Here is a 23173-nt window from a genome sequence, read left to right on the forward strand (position 1 = left end):
TTGTGCAGTAACAGTTGGCGAAAGGATAAATGTGGGTATGATTAAGATTGGTCAAGGCATTGATGTGCATGCGTTTCATAATAATGGTCAGGCCAAACAGTTTGTTATCTTAGCTGGTGTCGAGATTGAGCACACGCATAGCTTGTTGGCTCATTCTGATGGCGATGTCGTAGTCCATGCTTTAGCCGATGCGCTGCTAGGAGCGTTAGCACTTGGCGATATTGGTCAGCATTTCCCAGACACTGATGAGGCCAATGCTGGATTAGACTCGCGGATACTGCTGCGCCATGTCTACCAATTGGTGACGGAGGCTGGATATCAGCTTAGCAATGCCGATATCACCGTAATGTGTGAGCGGCCTAAGCTTGCCCCACATAATGCAGCGATGCGACAAAACTTGGCAGACGATCTGTCGACCAGTATCAACAACATTAGCATCAAAGCGACCACTACCGAAAAGCTTGGGTTTACAGGTCGTCAAGAGGGCATAATGGCCAGTGCGGTGGTATTGTTAGTGAAGGCGTCTAACTAGGATAAGCCTACCTAATACACACAAAATACGGTTTTATTCCTCACTAAGAATACAGTGTGACAGTTGTAATATTATCAAGCGCCCCCATATTTTTAATAACCCTAGACTAGAATAGTATTTTTAATCTTGCTGGCTAGCGCTTATTGATTGAGCAGATTGACAATCTCAACTGAACGTTAGCTATAAAACCAACCACTAAATTATTTTATCTATAAGGACTATTTATGAGCGATCAGCCACAAAGCAATGCAGCAGACATGGACATTGAACAGCTAATTCGTAACCAAATCGCTGAAAATAAAGTGATTTTGTACATGAAAGGCACACCGCAGTTCCCACAATGTGGTTTTTCTGCTAAAGCCATTGAAGTATTGACTCAAATTGGTCGTCCTTTTGCTTTTGTTAATATCTTAGAAAATCCTGAAATCCGTGCGACCTTACCAAAGATCGCTAACTGGCCGACATTCCCGCAGTTATGGATTAATGGTGAGCTAATGGGAGGGTCAGATATTATCTTGCAAATGTATCAATCTGGTGAGCTTAAGCCATTGGTTGAAGAGCATAGCCCTGCCGCGTAAGGTGCTGATTTGACTTGTTGATTTATTAGACGTCAGTATTTGACCTAAGCGATGGCAGCATCGCTTAGGTTTTTTTATGAGGTTAACTGGCTCATTGGCGTTATGCCCTTCTATATCTATAGCTGATTTAAATGACTTAAGTTTGAAAGCAATAGATTCGTAAGCTTCATTAATCGCATCGCTTGAGCGTAACCAAGTATTCTCACTATATAGCACTAATATAGTAGCAATAAATGGCAAATTTATTGCGTCCTCATCGTCCCAATAGAGACCATATTTATGACCGACAATCTATCAAATACGCCCAATTCAGCCGAAACCCTAGAGCAAAAGCGTCAAAGACTGCAAGACAGGTCGGTGGAGATTATTGAGATCGCAGATAATGAGCCTGATTCAGCACTGCGCTGCATTCACTTGCTCAGCGTGGCGGGCGGCGCAACTGCTGGTACGTATAAGGCTATCGAACGACGTATCGTCGCTGATCAAGATACTTATGGCGCTTATCACTTGGCACTAATGGCGCAAAATACTTCAGACTTACCTATTGATGCCAGACAGCTGATTACTATGGTGGTCGAAAAAGGTGATAATGAGCAGCTATTATCCTTGCTCAAGAACCTACCTATCCCGCCAGTAGAAGCGATAAAATCTCGAATAGTCGCCAGCAACGATGGAGATGCGATTGGAAAAATGAATGCTTATTTACAAGTCAATCCTGATGGTTATGGCAGTCAAGTGAATATCGCTAGTGGTCAAAAAGATCGCATTGTACCGTTGAGCCCTAATGAGTAGGAGAGTGAGGCTACGGCGAGAAAAGTCTCAAGTGCAAGGTAGCAATGAGTTCAAGCCGCAAGCCAAAGTCAAAAGCCCACAAAAGGTATGATTGATAGCATTGTCTTTGTATAGAAGTCATATATAGATGCAGCCAAATTTGTTATAATGTTCTCCCTTAATCTAGGTAATCAATCCAAGCAGTCTTATAGCACTTAATGCTATAGGTACGCGTTAACTTCCTACAATTTGTTAATCTTAAGTAATCTAACAAGCAATCTAATGACAAGCTATCTGAGCTGGTCGCAAATAGCAGCGATACTTAGATAGCTAAGTGTTAGGTAAGCAAGCGAGGCACACATGCAATATCCAAAAACTTACGATGTCGTCGTCATTGGCGGTGGTCATGCAGGGACGGAAGCGGCTCTAGCATCAGCCCGCATGGGTGCGAAAACGCTACTACTAACGCATAATATCGAGACCTTAGGGCAGATGAGCTGTAACCCAGCCATTGGTGGTATCGGCAAGTCGCATCTGGTCCGTGAGATTGATGCGCTTGGCGGCGCTATGGCACTAGCGACTGATAAAGCTGGTATCCAGTTCCGTGTATTAAACAGTCGTAAAGGCGCAGCTGTTCGGGCGACGCGCGCGCAAGCCGACCGTATTCTCTATAAAGCTGCCATTCGCCATACGCTTGAGAACCAGCCTAATCTCGACCTATTTCAACAAGCCGCTGATGATATCTTGGTCGAAAACGGCAAAGCTACGGCGGTAGTTACTGCGACAGGGATTATATTTCGCACCCAGACTGTCGTTTTGACCTCAGGAACCTTCTTGGGCGGCGTCATTCATATTGGTCTGGATAATAGTAAAGGCGGCCGTGCAGGAGATCAGCCTTCTATCAAGCTTGCTGAGCGTCTTCGCGAGCTTAAGCTGCCAGTTGGCCGACTAAAAACCGGCACGCCTGCGCGCATCGATGCCAGATCAGTAGACTTTAGTGTCATGACTGTACAGCCTGGTGACACACCACTGCCAGTCATGAGCTATATGGGTGATGTGAGTATGCACCCAGAGCAGGTGAATTGCTTTATCACCCATACCAATGCCCAGACGCATGACATTATCCGCCAGCACCTAGACCGCTCGCCTATGTTCTCCGGCAAGATTGAAGGGGTAGGGCCACGTTATTGTCCTTCTATTGAGGATAAAATCCACCGCTTTGCGGACAAGGATAGCCATCAGATATTCATTGAGCCTGAAGGTCTGACTACCAATGAGCTTTATCCCAACGGCATCTCAACGAGCTTGCCATTTGATGTACAGCTAGACTTTATCCATACCATGAAAGGGCTTGAAAACGCTCACATTACCCGTCCAGGCTATGCCATTGAGTATGATTATTTTGATCCGCAGAACCTCAAGCCAACGCTTGAGACCAAATCTATTGATGCGCTATATTTTGCCGGTCAGATTAATGGTACGACAGGCTACGAAGAGGCTGGCGCGCAAGGTCTATTGGCAGGTATTAACGCAGCTTTAGCCACCCAAGACAATCCAGTTATGGAGACATGGACCCCACGCCGTGACCAAGCTTATCTTGGTGTCTTGGTGGACGATCTAATCACTCACGGTACCAAAGAGCCGTATCGCATGTTTACCAGTCGTGCCGAATACCGCCTATTATTGCGTGAAGACAATGCTGACCAGCGCTTAACTGAGACCGGTCGTAAGCTTGGTCTTATTAGTGATGAGCGCTGGCAGGCCTACCAAGATAAAATGACTGCGATTGCGACCGAATCGGCACGGCTTAAAGATCTATGGGCAGCGCCAAATAATGAGCTGGGCGCTAGAGTTACCGAGCAGACGGGAGAGGTACTAACCAAAGAAGCGACTGCTTATGATTTGCTAAAGCGGCCGCAAATTAACTTTACTGATATTGCTGCTATTACTGGCTCTACTGTCGCTACCCAAGTGGGTGAACAGATAGAAATTTCAGTCAAGTATGCAGGTTATATTGATCGTCAGGCCGATGAAGTAGAGCAGATGAAGCGTTTGGAGAATACTAAGCTGCCAGTAGATTTTGACTACTCTGTGATCTCTGGGTTGTCCAATGAGATTGTACAAAAGCTTGCTCAGGTTAGACCAGCCACCCTAGCTCAGGCTGGTCGTATCAGTGGTGTGACGCCAGCAGCGGTACAAATACTGGCGATGACTGTTAAGAAACAAAAAAAGGCTCAAGCGGCATTGAGTGAGTCATAAGCTAGTATAACCACAGCTAAGCTTACCCATTAACTAAAACCAGTTACCAGACGATGGAGCACGATTATGCCTTACGACAAGCTGTCAGATCTGCCCGAGCAAGTCACTGCTAATCTACCTAAGCACGGTCAAGAGATATTTCTGGCGGCATTTAATAGTGCTAGCGAGCAGTATGATGATGAGTCACGCTGGTTTGCCACGGCTTGGGCCGCTGTCGAAAACGTCTACCAAAAAAACGACGATGGTAAATGGGTAAAAAGACCTGATCATAAATAACGTGCTATTGCGCCTAGATTGGCCTTAATAAGCGTCTTCTATTTAATAGGGACCCTAAATGTCTGCTGCTATTATATTTGCCTTAACGATTGTCCTGCCCAACCTTGTCTTGATGGGGTTGGGTTTTTTTATGCAGCGCCAAGGTGAGATCAGTAAGCCTTTTATCGATCAAGCTTCCAAAATGGTGTTTAATTACGCGCTCCCTTGTCTGTTATTTTTTAGCGTGGCAGACAGTAAGGTGGACTATAGCCAGCAGCTGGTCTTAATTGGCGCGGGGTTAGTCGCCACGCTACTACTGTTCCTCGGCTCTGAGCTGTATGCCAAGTACTTTGTGAGTGCAGCGGCAGACAAAGGCGTATTTGTCCAAGGTGTGTTCCGCAGTAATATGGCAATTATCGGTCTGGCTACGGTTGCCAATGCCTATGGTGAGACCGGCCTTAGTGTCGGTGCGGTATACATGGGTGTCTTGACTATTGTCTTTAACATCTTAGCGGTCATCACCTTAAGCCGTGTATCGACGCAAAGTGTTACCACTTGGCGTGGCCGCGTTACTTTAATTGTGAAAAAGCTTATTGGCAATCCACTGATTATTGCTTTAGTGGCGGCTTTTATATACAAGGCGCTGTCTTTGCCGCCATTAACGGGCGTGATTCATCAGACTGGTGATTTGCTATCGGCTATTGCGCTGCCATTGGCGCTCATCTGTGCTGGTGCGACTATAGATTTGAAGTCCATGTTGCACCCATCTGGACTATCGATGCAGGCGAGCATTGGTCGGATATTTATTGCGCCACTTGTTGCCATTGCCGTCGGTTGGGGCTTTGGCTTATCAGGTGTGCATATGGGGGTGCTGTTTTTAATGGTAGCGTCACCGACCGCAGCTGCTAGCTACGTGATGGCTAAGGCAATGGATGGCAATGAGATACTTGCTGCTAATATTTTGGCTTTTACCACAGTGGTGTCATTATTTGTTATGGCAATCGGGGCGGCAGTCTTACGTGCGATAGGATGGATGTAGGGTATCACCTCAACCAAATCGTGGCAGACGGCATTCTAAAGTCTATATCGTTTATAACAACTCTTCTGCTGGTAGACTTGCCTCAATTTATCTTGATTTAATAAGTAAGTTCTGTAACTCTAAAAAAGAGAGTATGTAGAGTTCTGCGGCGTATTTTAGCCAGTATCAACGTATTTATCTTACGTTAGAATTAGTAATTACTATAATTAATCTTGATTTCTGTTTTATAAAGGTCTCAAATTTTAGCTACTAAAAAACCCACTTATCTAAGAGGGTTTTGATTATTAACAGTCCAGTAATTATTATTCACCAACAAACTTCATTCTATCCTTATCATAACCATATAAATTAAATTTGGAGTCAAACGGCTGCTCTAGATCCACCAAAGGCAATGAGATGACAGCGGTATTTGACATGCTAAACTTATTAAATAAGCTTTTCTCATAATCTGAATTTATTAGAGTTAAAATACCTTCACTTTTCTGCTGCATGCGATAAGTAGCATTTTGGCCATTAAATTTAAACTTAATATCACACGATGGTGTACATTTAACGGCTTCAGGCACAAAAATAACTACTCTTTTTGATACGCCATCACTTGCTGTTTTTCTCTTTTCTAATTTTACCCATGTCTTTTGTTGTACATTTGGGTATTTAGGGACTGTATAAGTGTTGATAGCATAGATAGTAGCTGTTTTCGAGAATGTTTCTCCATTAAGAGCAGTGGAACCATACTTCCAGTCAGGTTTATCTTTTGAACCATTGTTAGGGTTAGTAACGTGACTAGTAAGCCCGCTACCAGCATTTGGTGTATCAGGTAAAGTATCATAGCCACCCCCACACCCCACCAATAATATTGCTACTGTCACTGATAAAATCTGTTTAGACATTATCTTATACCTTGATATTATAGTTGATATAGCGAACTATAAATCATAGTTTAATTTTGAGCAATGTTATAATTATAAATAAGTTACTATCATAAAAAGATAGTAGCTTGGAGATGTTTTCTATAATCTTCAAGATGTTATAGATTTTCATATCGCTTATTAGTCAATGTATCTTTGATAAGTATTTGGCGCAAGGCTTAATTCACCAATTCAAATATCTTAAGCTCAGGCACTAATTCAAGAGAGCGAAGCCGCGCTGATTGCTCATAAATATTGGCGGTGACAATCATCTCATCTGGTTGATGTTCATCAATAAAGTGATGCAGTAGAGTCTGAACTCGCGGTACAGTACCAACGAACGATACCGACAGTGCCTCATCTACCATGGCCTGCTCGGCGGTACTCCAAAAGCCGTCCATACTAGCGACAGGCCTAGGAATCTGACCACGGCCGCCCCGGCGCAGGCGCACGAAACTTTGCTGACTCGAGGTAAAGTGATAGCGCGCGCTGGCCTCATCATCAGCCAGTAGCAGATTAGCCGCGAGCATAACGTAAGGCGCAGCTAAATACTCAGATGGCTCAAACTGCTCGCGATAAGTGGCAATCGCTTGGGTCATCATACACGGTGCGAAATGCGAAGCAAAGGCATAAGGCAGGCCAAGCTTAGCAGCTAAAGTCGCACCAAACAGCGACGAGCCGAGTATCCAGACGGGCACATTACTATTCGCGCCCGGAAAGGCCTGAACCGGACTGGTATCTGAATCCTTGCCTAAGAAAAATAGCAGCTCTTGAACGTCTTGTGGAAAGCGGTCGGCATCTTGCATCTGTCGTCTTAGCGCGCGGAAGGTCGCCCCATCTGTTCCTGGTGCGCGGCCAAGCCCTAAGTCAATTCGGTCACCATATAATGCTTGTAGCGTGCCAAATTGTTCAGCCACCATTAACGGTGCATGGTTGGGCAACATCACCCCGCCAGAGCCAATGCGAATGCGGCTGGTCTGACTACCAATATGCGAGAGTAATACCGAGGTCGCAGCACTGGCAATACCCGGCATGTTGTGATGCTCAGCTAGCCAATAGCGCTTTAAGCCGATTTGCTCTGCTAACTTAGCAATTTGAACGGTTTGCTCAATACCTTTAGCAGCCGTACTGCCCTCAGGGACAGGCGCTAAATCTAAAAAGGACAATGGAATGCTCATGGCAGCCTCTTTAATACTATCTATTATGAGTCAATGTTAGCCTACGATATGCTTACTAGCGGCCTATATTTCAATATAAAACATACTAGAGTAGTAATTCATAACAAAAAACAGGTGCTGATAGTGATACCTGCTTGGTTAAGAAAGGTTAAGTTAGAAGGCTGTGGCACTAGTCAGCAAGCTGCTAAGCTAGTACGTAATCACTGATCTTAATACCGCCTGAACCACACTAGTGACTAGCGCCCAATAATAAGGCGAGTTTCCTGAAGCAGGCTGGGTAGGTTTGCTATTACGGATAGCATCATTATCAGCTTGAGTGGCTATTTAGTCCATCTTCTAGCCGCAGTAAAGCGAGTACATCGAGATGAGTGAAGAGGTAGCAGGAGGACTATCTGGGTTTGTAGACAGTAGTAAGGCAAGTTTTGGTGAGGATGGTGAGTAGAGATAAACACTTATGCGTCAAGATAAATATAGAAAAAAGTTAACGCGGATTTATAAAGCGATGTTTAGAGGATAACTAAATTAATTAATGCTTTGGTGAGTATTGCTTCAAGAATTGTTTAAATTAAAACAAAATCAACAACTTTCATCGCATTTTTACCTAGATTCTATTGGCACAGCAAGCGGTTGACTATTTATTGGTGTCCGCTTGCTGCAGATATCGTTAAGATTAAAAACTAAATACTAGGTTATTCTTCCAACAAAGGCTCAGATATAGACAAATATTGATCACTTATAAAGCCAGAAGCTTGTATAACGTTATCCTACATCCATGTAGCAGCTTATCAAGCTAAAGCAGCTGTCTAGAGACTATAGTCAATTGCTTAACTCTTTAAGGTCTTAGTGTGTCGCGTTCTACCGACAAAGCCAGCCACTATTTTGAACCATTATTTTGGATCACTGTATTAATTAGGATATTTGTAACAAAAGTCTGGTAATTAGGAGGGCTTACTAAACTGATTCTGACACAGCTCAATAAAGGCGCGGCCGTATTGGCGAATCTCAGCATCATCTCGTACCGCCATCCAGCTAGTAAAGCGGCCAAAGTGTGATACAGGTATTGCCGTAAGGTTAGGATAGTGGCTTGGCTCAAAAGCCATCTCTGCAATGATACCCACACCTAATCCTAAGCCGACATAAGTACTAATAACATCAGCATCTAGCGCCGCTAGAACAATCTCAGGCTCTAACCCAGCTTCACTAAAGACTTTGTCGATGGTATCTCGACCGGTAAAACCGCCGTGATAGGTAATGATCGGATAGCTTGCGAGGGTGGGCAGATCAATCTCGGTCTCACCGGCAAGCTCATGATCTTTGGGCACGATAATACGGTGTGACCAGTCATAATAGCGATGGCAGCGCAGGTAGCTATTATGTAATAGAGACTCTGTTGCCACGCCGATGTCTGCCTGACCACGAATGACCATTTGGGCGATGGTCTCAGGGTCTGCTTGCTGCAAGATAAGATTAACTTTGGGATAGCGCTCGCTGAACTGTTTGACGACTTCTGGTAGCACGTAGCGTGCTTGTGTATGTGTCGTGGCAATGGTGAGAGTGCCTGTCTGTGGATTATTAAAATCTAGACTTAGATTTTCTATTGTGCGGATCTCAGCGAATATTGCTTCGATATGTGGTAATAATGACTCTCCCATAGGCGTCAGCCCCGTTAAGCGCTTACCTTGACGGATAAAGACCTCAGTCTTTAGCTGGTTTTCCAAGGCGGCAATATGCTTGGATAAGCTTGATTGACTGGTGTGCAGGACATTAGCTGCTTGACTAAGATTATAGCCATTGACCACGGTATGCCATACCGTCTCAAGCTGCTTAAGCTGGATTTGTAAGTGGCGCTGATTGACGACAACATTGATAGCCATAAGGGTTTCCTAAAATAAACGGTGGTGTAGAGTTATAAATAGGGAAAGTAGAGGGAAGGCATTAGTTAGCCTGAAACAAAATTTAGCCTGAAATAAAGCATAATAAAGTGAATAAATCGTTATTCTTAAATTTACTAAGGGCCTCAGTCTAATGGTAATATTATATTCTAATAAATTATATTTTAATATTTCTATATTCTGTTAACGAATAAAAAAGAAGCCACTTATTAAAGTGGCTTCTTTTAGGACAATAACTTATATAGATTGGCTTTAGTCCAGTTAATGGCTACTTCACATCGAAGCGGTCAGCATCCATCACCTTGACCCAAGCTTTGACAAAGTCTTTGACGAATTTCTCTTGGTTATCGTCTTGCGCATAGTGCTCGCTATAAGAGCGCAAGATTGAGTTAGAGCCGAAGACTAAGTCAACGCGAGTGGCGGTCCATTTCGTCTCACCAGTGCGGCGGTCACGAATCTCAAACAGATTGTTGTCCGCAGTTTTCTGAACTGGATTCCAAGAGTAGCTCATGTCGGTCAAGTTGACAAAGAAGTCATTGCTAAGTACGCCAACGCGGTCGGTAAAGACGCCGTGCTTGCTATCACCGTAGTTAGCACCAAGTACCCGCATACCACCGATAAGTACTGTCATCTCAGGAGCGGTTAGTCCCATGAGCTGAGTGCGGTCGAGCAGTAGCTCCTCTGGTGAGACGGCATATTGCTCTTTGACCCAGTTACGATAGCCATCGTGTAGAGGCTCTAAGTCTGAGAATGAGTCTGCATCTGTCATCTCGTCAGTCGCATCGCCGCGACCAGGGGTAAATGGTACGGTGATATCGACACCGGCATCACGAGCAGCGGCTTCGACAGCAGCGCTACCACCTAAGACAATAAGGTCGGCAAGGCTGATGGGCTTATCAAGGCTGGCTTGGATGTCCTCAAAAGTAGCGAGCACTTTTTGTAGACGCTCAGGCTCATTGCCTACCCAGTCTTTTTGCGGAGCTAGGCGGATTCGAGCACCATTCGCACCGCCACGATAGTCAGAGCCTCGGAAGGTGCGGGCGCTGTCCCAAGCTGTGTTGATAAGCTCTTGACGGCTAAGGCCTGAGTCTAATAACTTGGCTTTGAGCGTGGCAATCTCATTAGCATCCAAAGTATAGTCGACACTGGGGATGGGGTCTTGCCAGATTAAGTCTTCACTTGGTACGTCAGGGCCGATGTAGCGGCTCTTAGGTCCCAAGTCGCGGTGCGTAAGTTTAAACCAAGCTCTAGCAAAGACTTTTGAGAAGTATTCAGGGTCGTTGTAGAACTTTTCTGAGATTTTACGGTACTCAGGGTCTTTGATCATCGCCATATCAGCATCAGTCATGATAGGGTTACGGCGCACGCTTGGATCGTGAGCATCGACCGGCATATCTTCTTCTTCAATGTCGATAGGCTCCCATTGATTAGCACCTGCTGGACTCTTAGTTAACGCCCAATCATACTTGAATAATAGCTCAAAGTAACCGTTGTCCCACTGGGTAGGGCTGGTAGTCCAAGCACCTTCAATACCGCTGGTCACAGTGTCGCCAGCATTGCCCGACCCTTTGGGATTAATCCAACCAAAACCTTGGTCAGTGATGTCAGCTGCTTCTGGCTCATCACCAAGCTCGGTGGCATCGCCATTACCGTGACACTTACCGACGGTGTGACCACCAGCCGTTAGCGCTACTGTCTCTTCATCATTCATTGCCATGCGGCCAAATGTTGTGCGGATATCTTGCGCGGTTCTGATAGGGTCAGGGTTGCCGTCTACGCCTTCTGGATTGACATAAATAAGGCCCATCTGCACAGCGGCAAGTGGATTCTCTAACGACTCACGATTGTCGTCATTGTCATAGCGCTCTTCGGTTGGTGCTAGCCACTCGCGCTCATTGCCCCAGTAGATATCCTTTTCAGGGTGCCAGATATCTTCACGGCCACCGCCAAAGCCAAATATCTCTAGGCCCATAGACTCGTAAGCCATGTTGCCCGCTAGGATCATAAGATCGGCCCAAGATAGCTTATTGCCATATTTCTTTTTGATCGGCCAAAGCAAGCGCCGAGCTTTATCCAAGTTGGCATTGTCAGGCCAGCTATTTAACGGGGCAAAGCGCTGGTTACCTGTATTTGCGCCGCCGCGGCCGTCAGCTTTACGGTAAGTACCTGCTGAGTGCCAAGCCATGCGAATCATCAAGCCACCATAGTGTCCCCAGTCTGCAGGCCACCACTCCTGCGAGTCTGTCATCAAGTCTTTGAGATCTTGTTTGACAGCGTCTAGGTCTAATGATGCAAACGCTTCTGCGTAATTAAAGTCTGGGTCTAAGGGGTTGGTCTTGGTATCATGCTGGTGCAAGATGTCTAGATTTAACGCGTTAGGCCACCAGTCAGTCACTGAGGAATTGTTTAGCGTATGCGCTTGATGCATGACGGGGCAGCCGCCCATAGCAGGACGCTCAGGAGTAGAGTCGCTGTCTACATTTTCACTATGGATGGTAGGGCCAGAATCATCACCAATCTCAGCACGGTCTACTGAGTTTAATGGTTGATTGTTTGGGTCAGTATGGTCAAAAGGGCATTTGCCGATTGGGGTGTTAGTATTGTTTTCCATCATATAATCCTTGGCTGAGGGTTAACTTAGCTGATAAACAGGGTGTTGTTGATTTGTTGAATATAATACATTCTACATAGTGATTTGGATATTTAATCAAACCCAATTTATATATTTATATAATAAATCAATCTTTGAGTATAGATTAATAATATGAAACTCTATGCGCGTTATCTTAAGCTCAAAGGACTTTAGCAATAAGAAGGCGGTGTGCAAAAGATAGGATAGGCTTTGCTTAGTAGTCAAGAAGTAGGCTAGTAATCAACAAGTAGCAGTAACGGGTTAGAGTCCGGTGCAGCTTGATAGCTTAGAGGTAAAATGGTGATAAACTGAAAATAGAATGATAAATAGGGTGGTGGAGATATAGCGGATAGCTAAAATCACTGACTTAAAGATGCAAGAAGAGCAGCTCATCTGATATTTTGCTAAATAGCGCCTATTTAACTAATTAGTGGCTTTATAGTGTTAGGGTAGCTAGCATGCACTATAGATGGCGGATAGACTTTCAATACTGAGATATTACGGATTGATAGGAATATTGTTTTTAGCATAAATCCCAGTGCGTGCTCAGCGCATCAACACTGGTCATTATAAGAATTCTCAAGTACCATAGCTAAATTTGCCATTCATTACTGAATTTAACTGTCTATTAAGACTGCTTTTATTAACCTGTTTCTTCTCGTTTATTGAAGAGGGTAAAAATAGAAGTGATGTTGAAGTAGACTCGATAATGGTAGTGACTTGACTTTAATAACGACTTTAATACCTTTCATTAATTACCCCCATTGGTTAGGTTCCGCCACTATGTCCGCAACTCCAAACTCTGATCTTCCTGTAGTCGCTCCAAAAAAATCGTGGTCTGAAGCTGCTAAAGCTTATCTTGATAGCCGTGCGATTATCATGCTGTTCTTAGGCTTTGCCGCTGGTATCCCTATTATGCTGATTTTCTCCAGCCTGTCGTTATGGCTGCGAGAAGCTGGTATTGATCGCAGTGTTGTGACCACATTGGCTTGGGCTGCATTACCTTACTCATTTAAGTTTATTTGGGCACCACTGATTGATGCGATCCCGTTACCCTTCTTGACCAAATGGCTGGGACGCAGGCGAGCATGGATGCTGGTATCACAGGTACTTATCATTATCGCCATCTGTATCATGGCTAGTGTCAATCCTATCAATATGGATGTCTTGACCTATATGGCTATTGGCGCAGTGTTGCTAGGATTCTCATCAGCGACGCAAGATATTGTTATTGATGCCTATCGTATCGAGTTGGCACCACCTAGCTTGCAGTCAGTACTTTCAGCAATGTATACCGCGGGTTATCGTATTGGTATGATTGTCGCCGGAGCAGGCGCACTGTATTTAGCCGACTATTTTGGCTCAACAGAAGCCGCTTATAGCTATGATGCGTGGCGTTATACCTATTTAACGATGGCTGCAATCATGGGAATAGGGGTGGTAACGACTTTAGTAATCCGTGAGCCTATTAGTTCGCAGATTAGACTTGAGCACAAGTCGACTGATTATGGCAGATTGGTCTTGGTATTTTTGTTTGCGGTATCTGCATTTGTTATGACGTTCTTCTACTTTGGTAAGCTGCTGCCAGAAACGGGTGGTATCGTTTTAGCATTTTTATTTGAAGTTTTGCGAATGCTTGGTAGTTTAGCAACAGCTCTGATTGTGGGGTATGTGCTGGTCATGGCCGGACTGGTCAATAAAAAAATGGCTTATACCACTTGGATTGAGCCTATCGTTGATTTCTTTCGTCGTTATGGTAAAAAGGCCCTATTGTTACTCGCTCTAATCGGCCTGTACCGAATCTCTGATATCGTCGCCGGTGTCATCTCTAACGTCTTTTATCAAGATATGGGCTTTAGTAAGACGGATATTGCCACAGCCGTTAAGCTGGTTGGGGTAGTAATGGTCATCGCTGGAGGGTTCGTAGGGGGCATATTAGCGCAAAAGATGCGTATTATGCGGGCGATGATGGTTGGAGCGCTCTTAGCTGCAGTCAGTAACATGCTATTTGTCTTGCTGACTTATCATCCGGGCAGTTTGCCAGTTATGTATACGGCCGTTATCTTTGATAATTTAGCAGCAGGATTGGCCAGCACGGTATTCATTGCCTTTTTGTCAGCGCTAACTTCAATTCGCTTTACCGCAGTGCAATATGCAATCTTCTCTTCCTTGATGACACTATTTCCCAAAGTCTTAGGTGGTTACTCGGGAAGTATTGTCGATAATATGGGCTATCCGTTCTTCTTTACTTTTACCGCTCTAATAGGTGTACCTATCTTATTAATAGTATATTTGACCGATAAGTACATCGTGATTGGTGATAACGATGACATTTATGGGGATGAGCCTACAGCGTCTACCAAGCTTAGCAAAGATCCTAAGTAAGCTATATCAAGTGGTAATATGACTAATAACAATCTCGAAGACTATTCTATAAAAGCCATCAAGCGTCGGCAGTACGATGACCTGCCGGCGCACTGGGTTAATGATTGGTTACTGCATGTTATTCATCAACCGGCGAGCTTTCTCATTACGGACAGTGACTATTGTCTTAGTGACGAGGAACTAGCCTTGTTTGAAGACGGTATTAAGAAGATGCAGGCAGCTATCCCTCTTGCCTATCTGACAGGCAAGCAAGCGTTTTGGTCATTGGAGTTTAAGGTAAACGAGCACACGCTGATACCAAGACCTGATACTGAGATATTGGTCGAGCAAGTATTGACGTGGATAGAAGCCAATGTCAGTGTAGCTGATACTCGCTCGCCCAATCAAAATAGCCTAAGCAATATTTTGAACGATTCTACTCCTGCGCAACCCTTTCAATTATTAGATCTGGGTACTGGCAGTGGCTGCATTGCTGTTAGCTTGGCGCATGAGTTAGGTTTACAGTCAAAAGACTGGCAGGTGACAGCGGTAGATTATACAAAAGGTGCTTTAGACATTGCTAAGCAAAACGCTATTTTGAATGACACGCCTAACGTTACCTTTATCCAAAGTGATTGGTTTAGCGCATTGCCTAATGATATTAAGTACCAAGTCATCGTCTCAAACCCCCCTTATATAGACCCTGTAGATCCTCATCTCAATAACCTCAGTGCAGAGCCATTATCAGCTCTCATAGCCGATGATAAAGGCCTTGCTGATATTCAGCGGATTGTGAGTGGGGCAAGAGACTATCTCGTTCAAGGTGGCTTGCTCGCGATTGAGCACGGCTATGACCAAGGCGATGCCGTGCAGCAGATATTTATTGATGCGGGGTTTGCTAATGTACAGACTGTTAAGGATTATGGCGGCAATGATAGGGTAACGATGGGGCAGAGCGTTTCAATAATCTGATACTTGGTTGCGTTATTGAGTTAAAAAACGGCCTTTTAGGCTGTTTTTTATGATTTGGCCGTAGTAAGCCAAAAAAATGTATACCAGTTCTATATTATATTACGGTGACTTTATTTTATTTAGACTCGACTACACGTCTAGGACTATTATAAAAATATGATTAGTCATTAAATTAGATAAATAGCTCTACTTATATTTTAGATTTATTTATGATAAGAGGTCTGATAATTTTATGTGATTGCATCATAAATACTTGTACATTTTTTATAAGCTTATTTCATGGATATTTCCAATGCAGCTAGAAGTAGCAGGATTATATTAATAATAAATTAGACAGTACGATTAATTTCTAGCTTGATCTGTGACGTTTTTAATAGGGCTATTTTGCAATTCTAGTTTTTTGCATTCAATAACTATTTCTGTGTCTCCTAATAAAAATAATGAATGCACAATATTATTGTCAGACGTTACGTCTATTTCATGGACCATTATAGTAATTGGTACGATGTCACAGTTGATACGAATATTTATAATATCAGAATAAATGATTTCTATTAAATCTCTTCCTTCTCTTTGCTTGATCTCTAGTGATAATCTATCATGCTCTAAGTCATAATCAATCTTTTCGATTATTCCTCTATTGAGAGTCTTCTCTTTATTATCTATTCCGTTTAAATCACTTGATAATATTGGGCTTAAGTCCTTTCTGCGGTTAAGAATATGAGGCACTACCTCATTATAGTAGTACGAAAAATCCCAATTATGAACTCCATAAGCTTCTTTAGAGTGTTTGATATATTTCATTGTAGCTATCCCTACATGATGTATTTTGGTGATAATCCAAATAGGTGTCTAAATTTAGAGTCAAATAACAAGTATAAGCTGCTATTGTATTATGCCAGCAATCCACTAATTATCTAATCAAAAATAATTTAATATTCATGATTTTAAGTGGTGGACGCCAAGCTGGCTAATGTCAGCATAAGCCTTCTTTAAATCGTCATAATTTTTGTTCTCCATTCAAAGTAAACTAAAGACTAATTCAGTCATTTAAATAGTATCAACTACCAGTAAATACCCTAACTAATATTTATTATTAAGTTTAGACTGATAAGCTGATATGTTAACTTAACGATATATTTAAATAACCAACACTTTACACTCTAACTATACCTAGGAATTACAAATGCCAGATTGGTCAGAAGGTTACGTGAGTGATATTAATTATACCTACGGATATTCGTCAGAGCTTAATCCCAATAATATTGTGATACCATTCTTGATGGCAGGAATAAAGCCACCTTTAGTGACTCAGGCGTGTGAGCTAGGATTTGGGCAAGGTGTCTCACTGAATATTCATGCAGCGGCATCAGCGGTGCAGTGGTACGCTACCGACTTTAACCCAGCACAAGTTTTATTCGCCAAAGATATGGCAAGCGTCAGCGGTCACGATGCACAAATATTTGATGAGTCGTTTAGAGAGTTCAGCGAGCGAGAAGATTTGCCTGAGTTTGACTTTATTAGTCTTCACGGTATTTGGGCATGGGTGTCAGCTGATAATCAGCGCCTTATTGTAGATTTTATCCGCCGCAAGCTTAAGGTCGGTGGGGTAGTATATATTAGCTATAATACGCTACCAGGCTGGACGACGATGTCAGCACTTCAGCATATGCTCAGCGAGTATGACCAAGTGATGGGTAGCCGAAAGGCGTCAAAGGTGGAGCGAATACATCATGCGTTTGGCTTTACGCAGGCGTTAATTGATCAAAGTCCCTCTTTGATTGATCAATCACCATCGCTACCAAAGTGTGTTCAAAATCACAGCAAGAAAAACGCCGCTTATCTGGTTCATGAATATCTAAACCGTGATTGGCAAGCACTATATTTTTCTCAAGTCGCAGACGCGCTATTGCCCGCAAAATTGACTTATGTGTGCGCTGCAAATTTCTTAGAAGACTATCCGCCGAGTAATCTAACACCAGAGCAACAAGCGATTTTGGCTGATTTACACGATCCGATATTTATGCAAAGTAGCAAAGATTATATGCAGAATAAGTTCTTTCGTCGGGACTTATGGGTGAAGGGCGCGCGGGAGCTGTCGAGTCACGAGCTTAATCAGTACTGGCAAAACCTACGTTTTATGCTGATTATCAATGCAGATGAGGTTAAGTTTGAGGTGACAGGGGCGGCAGGAAAGGTCGAGCTACAAAGGAGGATTTATGAGCCTATTATTGAAGCTTTGAGTGACTATCAGAGTCATAACGTTCTCTCTATTCGCTCCCAATTATCAGACGACTTCTCCGTCAATTTGTTGTATGAAGCCTTGGCTGTTTTGCAAGCAAGCGGCGTTATTGCCTTGGTTCAGGATGAGGCGATTGTTCAAGGGGCAAAGGAACGCTGTAACCGGCTTAATAGCTATATCATGCGGCAAAATATGGCTGGTAAGCCAATAGGGTTTTTAGCCAGTCCCTTAACTGGCGGCGGCCTGCACATTGATAAGATATCGATGATGTTTTTATTCGCCTATACACAAGGGGTTAAGGGCACTTTAGGCGTTAATAAGCTAAAAAATGGTGAGGATACGCGCGCGCTCGATGAATGGGTCGTTGCAACTTGGCAACAACTACAGAGTCTAGACCAATGTCTGATTAAAGAAGGCAAGACGTTATACGGAGAAGCTGAAAACCTAGCGGAGCTGCGCAGGTTGGCGCAACGCTTTAGTGAAGGCATTCTGCGAATTGCCCAACGATTACAGATTGTAGAATGACTGGTTTGTCTCTAGTTAACTTTTAGCTAGAGATGAATAAGAGATAAGTAATTGATGAATAAGTGATAAGTGACAAATTCATTAGGGTTGATAATTGATAAATTCCAATAGCCAAGTGCTGACTTACTTGGCTTTTATAAGGCGAGCAAGCTCTTTTTACAGTGAGTGACTCCAGCCTAAAATTTTAGTAAAAATTCTCCGACTTTTTTCATGATATAAGTTATCATTTAGCTTATATTTTATTCCTAATGACCACTTCTTGTACTCAGCCAGTCTCGCTGATGCACTGCTACTCACAAGGTTTACATGACTCGCTTACTATTACCTTTAGCCACAACCTTTTCTTTAAAAAGTCTTAGCGCTTCTATGGCGCTTATTACTGTACTTGGCCTGACAGCGTGTGGCGGCGGTAGCTCTGGCACTACCAATACGAGTAACACTGGCTCTGGTAGAGGCGAGCAGGGTGATGCGACAGTGAGACCAGAGCTGCCCAACAAAGGTAGCGATAATAATGATAGCTCGACGGGGTTAGGCGGCTATACCTTAAAAGGTGATGTTGCGAAGCATATTCGAGTAGGGGAGTCTGCTGGATTTTTGGCAGTACAGAAGCAATCCCAAGATGCAGACTTTTATGAATGGAAAGTGCTGTCACCAAACGCTAATAAAGTGCGAATCAGCGCCTCACATCAGCCAGCAAGCTCGTTTACTTTTTTAGCCCCTGGTACTTATTCTCTTCAGTTTACTGCCCAAAAGCGCAACCAATATAATCAGCTCAAGCCAGTGGCTACCATTAATTACCAAGTAAAAGTATCCGCCGACAAGGCACGGGCCTCCTTAAAAGCTGACCGAGCAGCTCGTAGCGGCGCTACTGTCAATCTATATTTTGATACTGGCGCGTCAATAGACAGTAATGAGTGGCAGATTCGCCAGATTCAAGGAGCTACCGCTAAGATTACTAGAGGAGATGATGGGGCAACTGCTGTGGTTAGTCTACCAGAGACCAATCATGAGCAAGTGCTGGTCTTTGAAGCGCAGCTCAAAAGTAATCCAGCGGTTAAAGATAGCGCTTATGTGTTACTTCAACCTACTAATGGCAGCTCTGCTCCGTATTTTTGTCAGTCACCAAGCTCAGGTGCTTACTGCCTACCGACCACTCCGCTCAATCATCATTATGCTTACAAAGCAAAATCACCCGTCGCCGATATCTTAGCTGACTGCGTCATGTCGTATCAGGTCAATGAAGGGGGTATGTGCCACTTAGCATATTTACCATTTATTGGTCAGGTGAACCCCGAACCCTCTATCGATGACATTATGGATAGGGTGGTGGTGTCTCATGATTGGATGGGTAAGAACTTTGAGCTGTTCTTACGTCAATATGACCGTCATGATGATTTTAAGCGGTTGCTACGTAGTGCGACGGCTATCGTTATATCGGACAACGTAAAACCCTCCTTTTATTGGGGGGGTACAGGGACGATGTATTTAAGTGCGGATTATCTTTGGATGACGCCTGAGCAGCGAGCGGTACTGAGTAGTCCTAAGGACTACCGCGCTCAGTATATGCAAACCTTTGATTATTTATTCGACTTTGATTATGAGAGAAATAAGCAAAGCGTCATGTTTAATTCAGACTACTATCCAAGTCTTAATAAGGGTCGAAGTCTTGAGACAATTGCGCTGCCGCTGGCCAGTCTACTTTATCATGAGCTGGCGCATGCCAATGACTACTTCCCGCAGCAGCAGCTGCATCGAACTGATGGCTATAGCATAGCTCAGCTTGCAAAGCTTGCACCCTATGAGCTCATTAGTGATAGCAGTAGTGTCTCAAATGATTTGACCAGTAGCTATCCATTGACCAATGGTATGCTTAAAGGTCTAGCGCAGGTATGGTATGGTGGGCGTACGCCAACAGCGATACAGCTCAACTATAAAGGTGAGCAGGTAGCAGATGCTTACTTTACGGACCGTGCTAATGATGAGTATGGCTATTATACGGCGCAAGAAGACGTCGCCATGCTGTTTGAAGAGGCGATGATGCTGACGAGGTTCGGGGTCAATCGCTATTCGATGTTGATGGACAATAGCCAATCGGTTCCCACAATCATTCGAGGACAAAAAAATCGAATCTCTGACCCAATGATTAATAATCGAGTCAATCTTGTGACGGCTAAGATACTACCTGAAGTCGCGCTAGAAGTCAGCCGAACTCTTGATTCCATACAGCCTACCGAGCTATGTGTGGGTAGTACTTACTTTGAATACTATGATACAGACTGTCGTCAGCCAAACCTAGCTAAGCCGCAGGCAATGAAGTATAGGCAGCTGATGCAAAGACAAAATGTCGATGAGTTTGGCCGTCCTCAAGGTGCACCGCGCCATCACTCACCGCAAGTTCTCTTGCCACCAGATTTTCAATAGGATTAACTCGACTCTAGTTTCATTGCTGGCTATGCATAACTTTTTAGAGTATTAAAATGGCCAGTCCAATCTTCTTAAACCGCTTAAAGCGCGCTATTATGATGAATATCATTGTAATAGCGCGCTTAAAATGCGGTTTTTTATTTTGTTACGTAGCTTTTTATTTTAAAGTTGACTCTAAGAAGTACCGACCATATCATCTTATTGCCAAAAAGATTAAACTACTATGATGTTTAAGCATGATTATGAAAAGCCCCAAGTTAGCAGTAATAATATCGAGCAAACTGGCGTTAAGTCAGCTGGTACAGCGTTAACTGCTACCGAACTGAGCGACGCTGAGCTAATCCGCTACGCACGACAAGTGCTACTTGAGGGCTGGGATATCGACGCTCAGATAAGGCTCAAAAATAGCCGTGTTGTTATCGTTGGCGCAGGTGGGCTAGGTTGCCCTGCAGCTGAGACGTTGGCCCGTGCAGGTGTTGGTCAAATTCATCTGATCGATGATGATGTCATTGAGATGAGTAACTTGCAGCGTCAGACTTTATTTCGACCTACCGATATTGGTGAGTTTAAGGCCAAAGTGGCGGCACAGACCTTACAGAGTATTAATGAGCTTATTAATGTCAGCTATGAGGTTGCGAGAGTAGATGCAACAAATGCAGCGCAGCTATTAAATTTAGAAGCTGGCTCGCAGCTTCGTACGATACATGGGTGTCCGAATTTATTGCTTGACTGTACTGATAATTTTGCTATCAGAGACCTGCTAAACCGTTTGAGCGTGCGTTATAAATTACCGCTATTGTCGGCCTCAGCTATTGGAATGATAGGTCAGTTGGCCTTGTTTGAACCTAGTCTGAACACGGGCTGCTATCATTGTGTCTTTGGAGATAGCATTCAAAGTGCGTTAAGCTCGGCGTCTCAAGCTGATACTGAGTCTTTTGATGAGCGTACTTGTGCGAATTCAGGCGTGCTTGCTAGTACCACAGCTCTCATGGGCGCGCTACAAGCCAATACTGCTTTGCAGTTTTTAGGGCTACAGTCAAACCCACTAGCCAATAAGCTGTTACTTTGGGATGGCCTGCGAATGACGCAGCGACTCATAGGCTATCGAAAAGACCCATCTTGTGCGGTTTGTGCGTCTTATTAATAGGTGATAATACTGACCTGTTAAACACTCTGTTGAGAGCATTATTAGCCCTTTAAATTTACCTTCCACCTTATTTTTTGATTGAATATTATGACTCAAGCAACTAGGCCGAACCTATTTAGGCACTCATTTAACGTACTAAACCGTGTGCGACAGACGGCGAGCGTGGCAGGGCTATCTGCATTACGCGTGGCGAAAGGCGAGCGTCCCGATGCTAGGCTATTAAAAGAGACCTTCGAGCAGCTGGGTACGACCTATATTAAAATAGGTCAGTTTATCGCCAGTACGCCCTCATTGTTTCCCCGCGATTATGTACTCGCGTTTCAGGATTGCCTAGATCAAACCACACCAATATCTTATCGCTATATCGAAAAGGTGCTAAAAGCAGAGCTTGAGCGAGATGGTCAAACCTTGGACAGTATCTTCAAGCATATTGAAGAGCGACCATTAGCGTCTGCTTCAATCGCCCAAGTGCATGCCGCTACTCTTAAGGACGGTACTGAGGTAGTCCTAAAGGTTCAGAAGCCGGATGTTGAGACCATCATGCAGACTGATTTGGGTGTGCTTCATGGTGTCACCAAAATCATGGAAATCATGATGCCCTCCATGAAGTTTGCTAGTATTGCGCCGATTATTGATGAGATTCGCTTGCGTATGTTAGCTGAGACTGACTTTATCGCTGAGGCGCAGAATATCCGCGACTTTCAGCAGTTCTTACAGATGACCGGCAATCAAAAAGTAGTAGCACCAAGCGTTGTCGATACGCTTACTACTAAGCGAGTATTGACCATGAGCCGATTGCACGGTGTGTCGATGGTTGATGAGGTCGCTATGCGTCAGTATTGTGACGATCCGGCCCAAGTTATGGCAGATACCTTGAATACTTGGTTTGCCAGTCTGATGCTGTGTAATAGCTTTCATGCCGACCTTCATGCGGGCAACTTGATGCTACTTAGCGATGGGCGAATCGGCTTTTTAGACTTTGGTATCGTTGGCAAGCTAGCGCCAGAGAGTTGGCGCGCTTGTATGGGGATGATGCAAGCACTTCAAAGTAATGACTTTGAGGCTATGGCTCATCACATGATAGATATGGGCATGACTCATGAGCGCAGCCAAGTCGATGCGGCAAGACTGGCGGCTGATCTTGAGAAGATGATTGGTACTATCATGGCAGACGATAAGAAATATACGACAGGAGCGCCGTTTAACTCTAAAGACCAAGCCGATGAGCTGAATAAGATCATGCTAGAGATCGTCGAAACCGGTAAGCGTCATGGGTTACATTTCCCTCGTGATTTTGCCTTACTCACCAAGCAGATGCTCTACTTTGATCGCTTTATGCGAACTTTAGCGCCCGATATGGATATGTTTAGTGACAGCCGAATTAGCTTGGTGCACGAAGAGACTAAATAAGCGAGAGTCGTGAGCTGGTATCGATGTCAAAGTCCGAGAATATAG

17 protein-coding genes are annotated in these 23173 nt (G+C 44.0%); 12 read left to right on the plus strand and 5 right to left on the minus strand.

Features of this window, described 5'->3' with window-relative positions:
- Positions 1-37 precede the first annotated feature (37 nt).
- The 6 genes from ispF (at position 38) to EGV92_RS08480 (ending at position 5434) form a co-directional block, all read left to right on the plus strand.
- Positions 38-532: a 2-C-methyl-D-erythritol 2,4-cyclodiphosphate synthase gene (ispF, locus tag EGV92_RS08455; protein ID WP_131668827.1), complete on the plus strand. Its 495-nt coding sequence runs from the start codon at positions 38-40 to the stop codon at positions 530-532.
- 224 nt (positions 533-756) lie between these two features.
- Positions 757-1110 carry a Grx4 family monothiol glutaredoxin gene (gene grxD / locus EGV92_RS08460; protein ID WP_131668828.1) on the plus strand — a complete coding sequence of 118 codons (354 nt, stop codon included), beginning with the start codon at positions 757-759 and terminating at the stop codon, positions 1108-1110.
- A 279-nt stretch (positions 1111-1389) separates the two neighbouring features.
- Positions 1390-1902, plus strand: coding sequence for a hypothetical protein (locus EGV92_RS08465; RefSeq protein WP_131668829.1), 513 nt, complete (start codon positions 1390-1392; stop codon positions 1900-1902).
- Between the two features lie 339 nt (positions 1903-2241).
- The gene (gene mnmG, locus EGV92_RS08470; RefSeq protein ID WP_131668830.1) at positions 2242-4140 is read left to right on the plus strand and encodes a tRNA uridine-5-carboxymethylaminomethyl(34) synthesis enzyme MnmG; all 1899 of its coding nucleotides are present in this window, start codon (positions 2242-2244) and stop codon (positions 4138-4140) included.
- Positions 4141-4206: 66 nt separating this feature from the next.
- Positions 4207-4416 (plus strand): ChaB family protein, encoded by a 210-nt coding sequence (locus EGV92_RS08475; protein WP_131668831.1) that lies wholly within the window; start codon positions 4207-4209, stop codon positions 4414-4416.
- Positions 4417-4474: 58 nt separating this feature from the next.
- Complete coding sequence (locus EGV92_RS08480) at positions 4475-5434, plus strand: AEC family transporter (protein WP_131668832.1); 960 nt, start codon at positions 4475-4477, stop codon at positions 5432-5434.
- Between the two features lie 302 nt (positions 5435-5736).
- Here EGV92_RS08480 and EGV92_RS08485 read toward each other — a convergent pair whose 3' ends face one another.
- From EGV92_RS08485 to katG, 4 genes are all read right to left on the minus strand, one after another.
- Complete coding sequence (locus tag EGV92_RS08485; RefSeq protein ID WP_131668833.1) at positions 5737-6324, minus strand: hypothetical protein; 588 nt, start codon at positions 6322-6324, stop codon at positions 5737-5739.
- Between the two features lie 197 nt (positions 6325-6521).
- Positions 6522-7520 (minus strand): LLM class flavin-dependent oxidoreductase, encoded by a 999-nt coding sequence (locus EGV92_RS08490; protein ID WP_131668834.1) that lies wholly within the window; start codon positions 7518-7520, stop codon positions 6522-6524.
- 938 nt (positions 7521-8458) lie between these two features.
- Complete coding sequence (locus EGV92_RS08495; RefSeq protein ID WP_479725188.1) at positions 8459-9355, minus strand: LysR substrate-binding domain-containing protein; 897 nt, start codon at positions 9353-9355, stop codon at positions 8459-8461.
- Positions 9356-9680: 325 nt separating this feature from the next.
- On the minus strand, positions 9681-11858 hold the full coding sequence (katG, locus tag EGV92_RS08500) for a catalase/peroxidase HPI (protein WP_131669073.1): 2178 nt from the start codon (positions 11856-11858) through the stop codon (positions 9681-9683).
- Positions 11859-12827: 969 nt separating this feature from the next.
- On the opposite strand from katG, the gene EGV92_RS08505 reads away from it, so the two are divergent.
- Together EGV92_RS08505 and prmC are read left to right on the plus strand one after the other, a co-directional pair.
- Positions 12828-14429, plus strand: a complete 1602-nt coding sequence (locus tag EGV92_RS08505; RefSeq protein WP_131668836.1) for an AmpG family muropeptide MFS transporter — start codon at positions 12828-12830, stop codon at positions 14427-14429.
- A gap of 18 nt (positions 14430-14447) precedes the next feature.
- Complete coding sequence (gene prmC / locus EGV92_RS08510; protein ID WP_131668837.1) at positions 14448-15380, plus strand: peptide chain release factor N(5)-glutamine methyltransferase; 933 nt, start codon at positions 14448-14450, stop codon at positions 15378-15380.
- 342 nt (positions 15381-15722) lie between these two features.
- Here prmC and EGV92_RS08515 read toward each other — a convergent pair whose 3' ends face one another.
- Complete coding sequence (locus tag EGV92_RS08515; protein WP_131668838.1) at positions 15723-16184, minus strand: hypothetical protein; 462 nt, start codon at positions 16182-16184, stop codon at positions 15723-15725.
- A 382-nt stretch (positions 16185-16566) separates the two neighbouring features.
- Between EGV92_RS08515 and EGV92_RS08520 the strand changes: the two genes are divergently transcribed.
- The 4 genes from EGV92_RS08520 (at position 16567) to EGV92_RS08535 (ending at position 23128) form a co-directional block, all read left to right on the plus strand.
- Complete coding sequence (locus EGV92_RS08520) at positions 16567-18147, plus strand: class I SAM-dependent methyltransferase (protein WP_131668839.1); 1581 nt, start codon at positions 16567-16569, stop codon at positions 18145-18147.
- 366 nt (positions 18148-18513) lie between these two features.
- Positions 18514-20568: a hypothetical protein gene (locus EGV92_RS08525; RefSeq protein WP_131668840.1), complete on the plus strand. Its 2055-nt coding sequence runs from the start codon at positions 18514-18516 to the stop codon at positions 20566-20568.
- Positions 20569-20794: 226 nt separating this feature from the next.
- The gene (locus tag EGV92_RS08530) at positions 20795-21715 is read left to right on the plus strand and encodes a HesA/MoeB/ThiF family protein (RefSeq protein ID WP_242678670.1); all 921 of its coding nucleotides are present in this window, start codon (positions 20795-20797) and stop codon (positions 21713-21715) included.
- A gap of 90 nt (positions 21716-21805) precedes the next feature.
- Complete coding sequence (locus tag EGV92_RS08535) at positions 21806-23128, plus strand: ABC1 kinase family protein (protein WP_131668841.1); 1323 nt, start codon at positions 21806-21808, stop codon at positions 23126-23128.
- Positions 23129-23173: the final 45 nt, after the last annotated feature.

The sequence above is a fragment of the Psychrobacter pygoscelis genome, assembly GCF_004335015.1.
GTDB lineage: Bacteria > Pseudomonadota > Gammaproteobacteria > Pseudomonadales > Moraxellaceae > Psychrobacter > Psychrobacter pygoscelis.

What these genes read in the sequence shown, in the direction of transcription:
- EGV92_RS08505 (WP_131668836.1), top strand. Translation starts at nt 12,828, where the DNA reads ATGTCCGCAACTCCAAACTCTGATCTTCCTGTAGTCGCTCCAAAAAAA.
- ispF (WP_131668827.1), top strand. Translation starts at nt 38, where the DNA reads ATGATTAAGATTGGTCAAGGCATTGATGTGCATGCGTTTCATAATAAT.
- grxD (WP_131668828.1), top strand. Translation starts at nt 757, where the DNA reads ATGAGCGATCAGCCACAAAGCAATGCAGCAGACATGGACATTGAACAG.
- katG (WP_131669073.1), bottom strand. Translation starts at nt 11,858, where the DNA reads ATGGGCGGCTGCCCCGTCATGCATCAAGCGCATACGCTAAACAATTCC.
- EGV92_RS08490 (WP_131668834.1), bottom strand. Translation starts at nt 7,520, where the DNA reads ATGAGCATTCCATTGTCCTTTTTAGATTTAGCGCCTGTCCCTGAGGGC.
- EGV92_RS08465 (WP_131668829.1), top strand. Translation starts at nt 1,390, where the DNA reads ATGACCGACAATCTATCAAATACGCCCAATTCAGCCGAAACCCTAGAG.
- EGV92_RS08535 (WP_131668841.1), top strand. Translation starts at nt 21,806, where the DNA reads ATGACTCAAGCAACTAGGCCGAACCTATTTAGGCACTCATTTAACGTA.
- EGV92_RS08530 (WP_242678670.1), top strand. Translation starts at nt 20,795, where the DNA reads ATGATGTTTAAGCATGATTATGAAAAGCCCCAAGTTAGCAGTAATAAT.
- EGV92_RS08480 (WP_131668832.1), top strand. Translation starts at nt 4,475, where the DNA reads ATGTCTGCTGCTATTATATTTGCCTTAACGATTGTCCTGCCCAACCTT.
- EGV92_RS08520 (WP_131668839.1), top strand. Translation starts at nt 16,567, where the DNA reads ATGCCAGATTGGTCAGAAGGTTACGTGAGTGATATTAATTATACCTAC.
- prmC (WP_131668837.1), top strand. Translation starts at nt 14,448, where the DNA reads ATGACTAATAACAATCTCGAAGACTATTCTATAAAAGCCATCAAGCGT.
- EGV92_RS08525 (WP_131668840.1), top strand. Translation starts at nt 18,514, where the DNA reads ATGGCGCTTATTACTGTACTTGGCCTGACAGCGTGTGGCGGCGGTAGC.
- EGV92_RS08485 (WP_131668833.1), bottom strand. Translation starts at nt 6,324, where the DNA reads ATGTCTAAACAGATTTTATCAGTGACAGTAGCAATATTATTGGTGGGG.
- mnmG (WP_131668830.1), top strand. Translation starts at nt 2,242, where the DNA reads ATGCAATATCCAAAAACTTACGATGTCGTCGTCATTGGCGGTGGTCAT.
- EGV92_RS08515 (WP_131668838.1), bottom strand. Translation starts at nt 16,184, where the DNA reads ATGAAATATATCAAACACTCTAAAGAAGCTTATGGAGTTCATAATTGG.
- EGV92_RS08475 (WP_131668831.1), top strand. Translation starts at nt 4,207, where the DNA reads ATGCCTTACGACAAGCTGTCAGATCTGCCCGAGCAAGTCACTGCTAAT.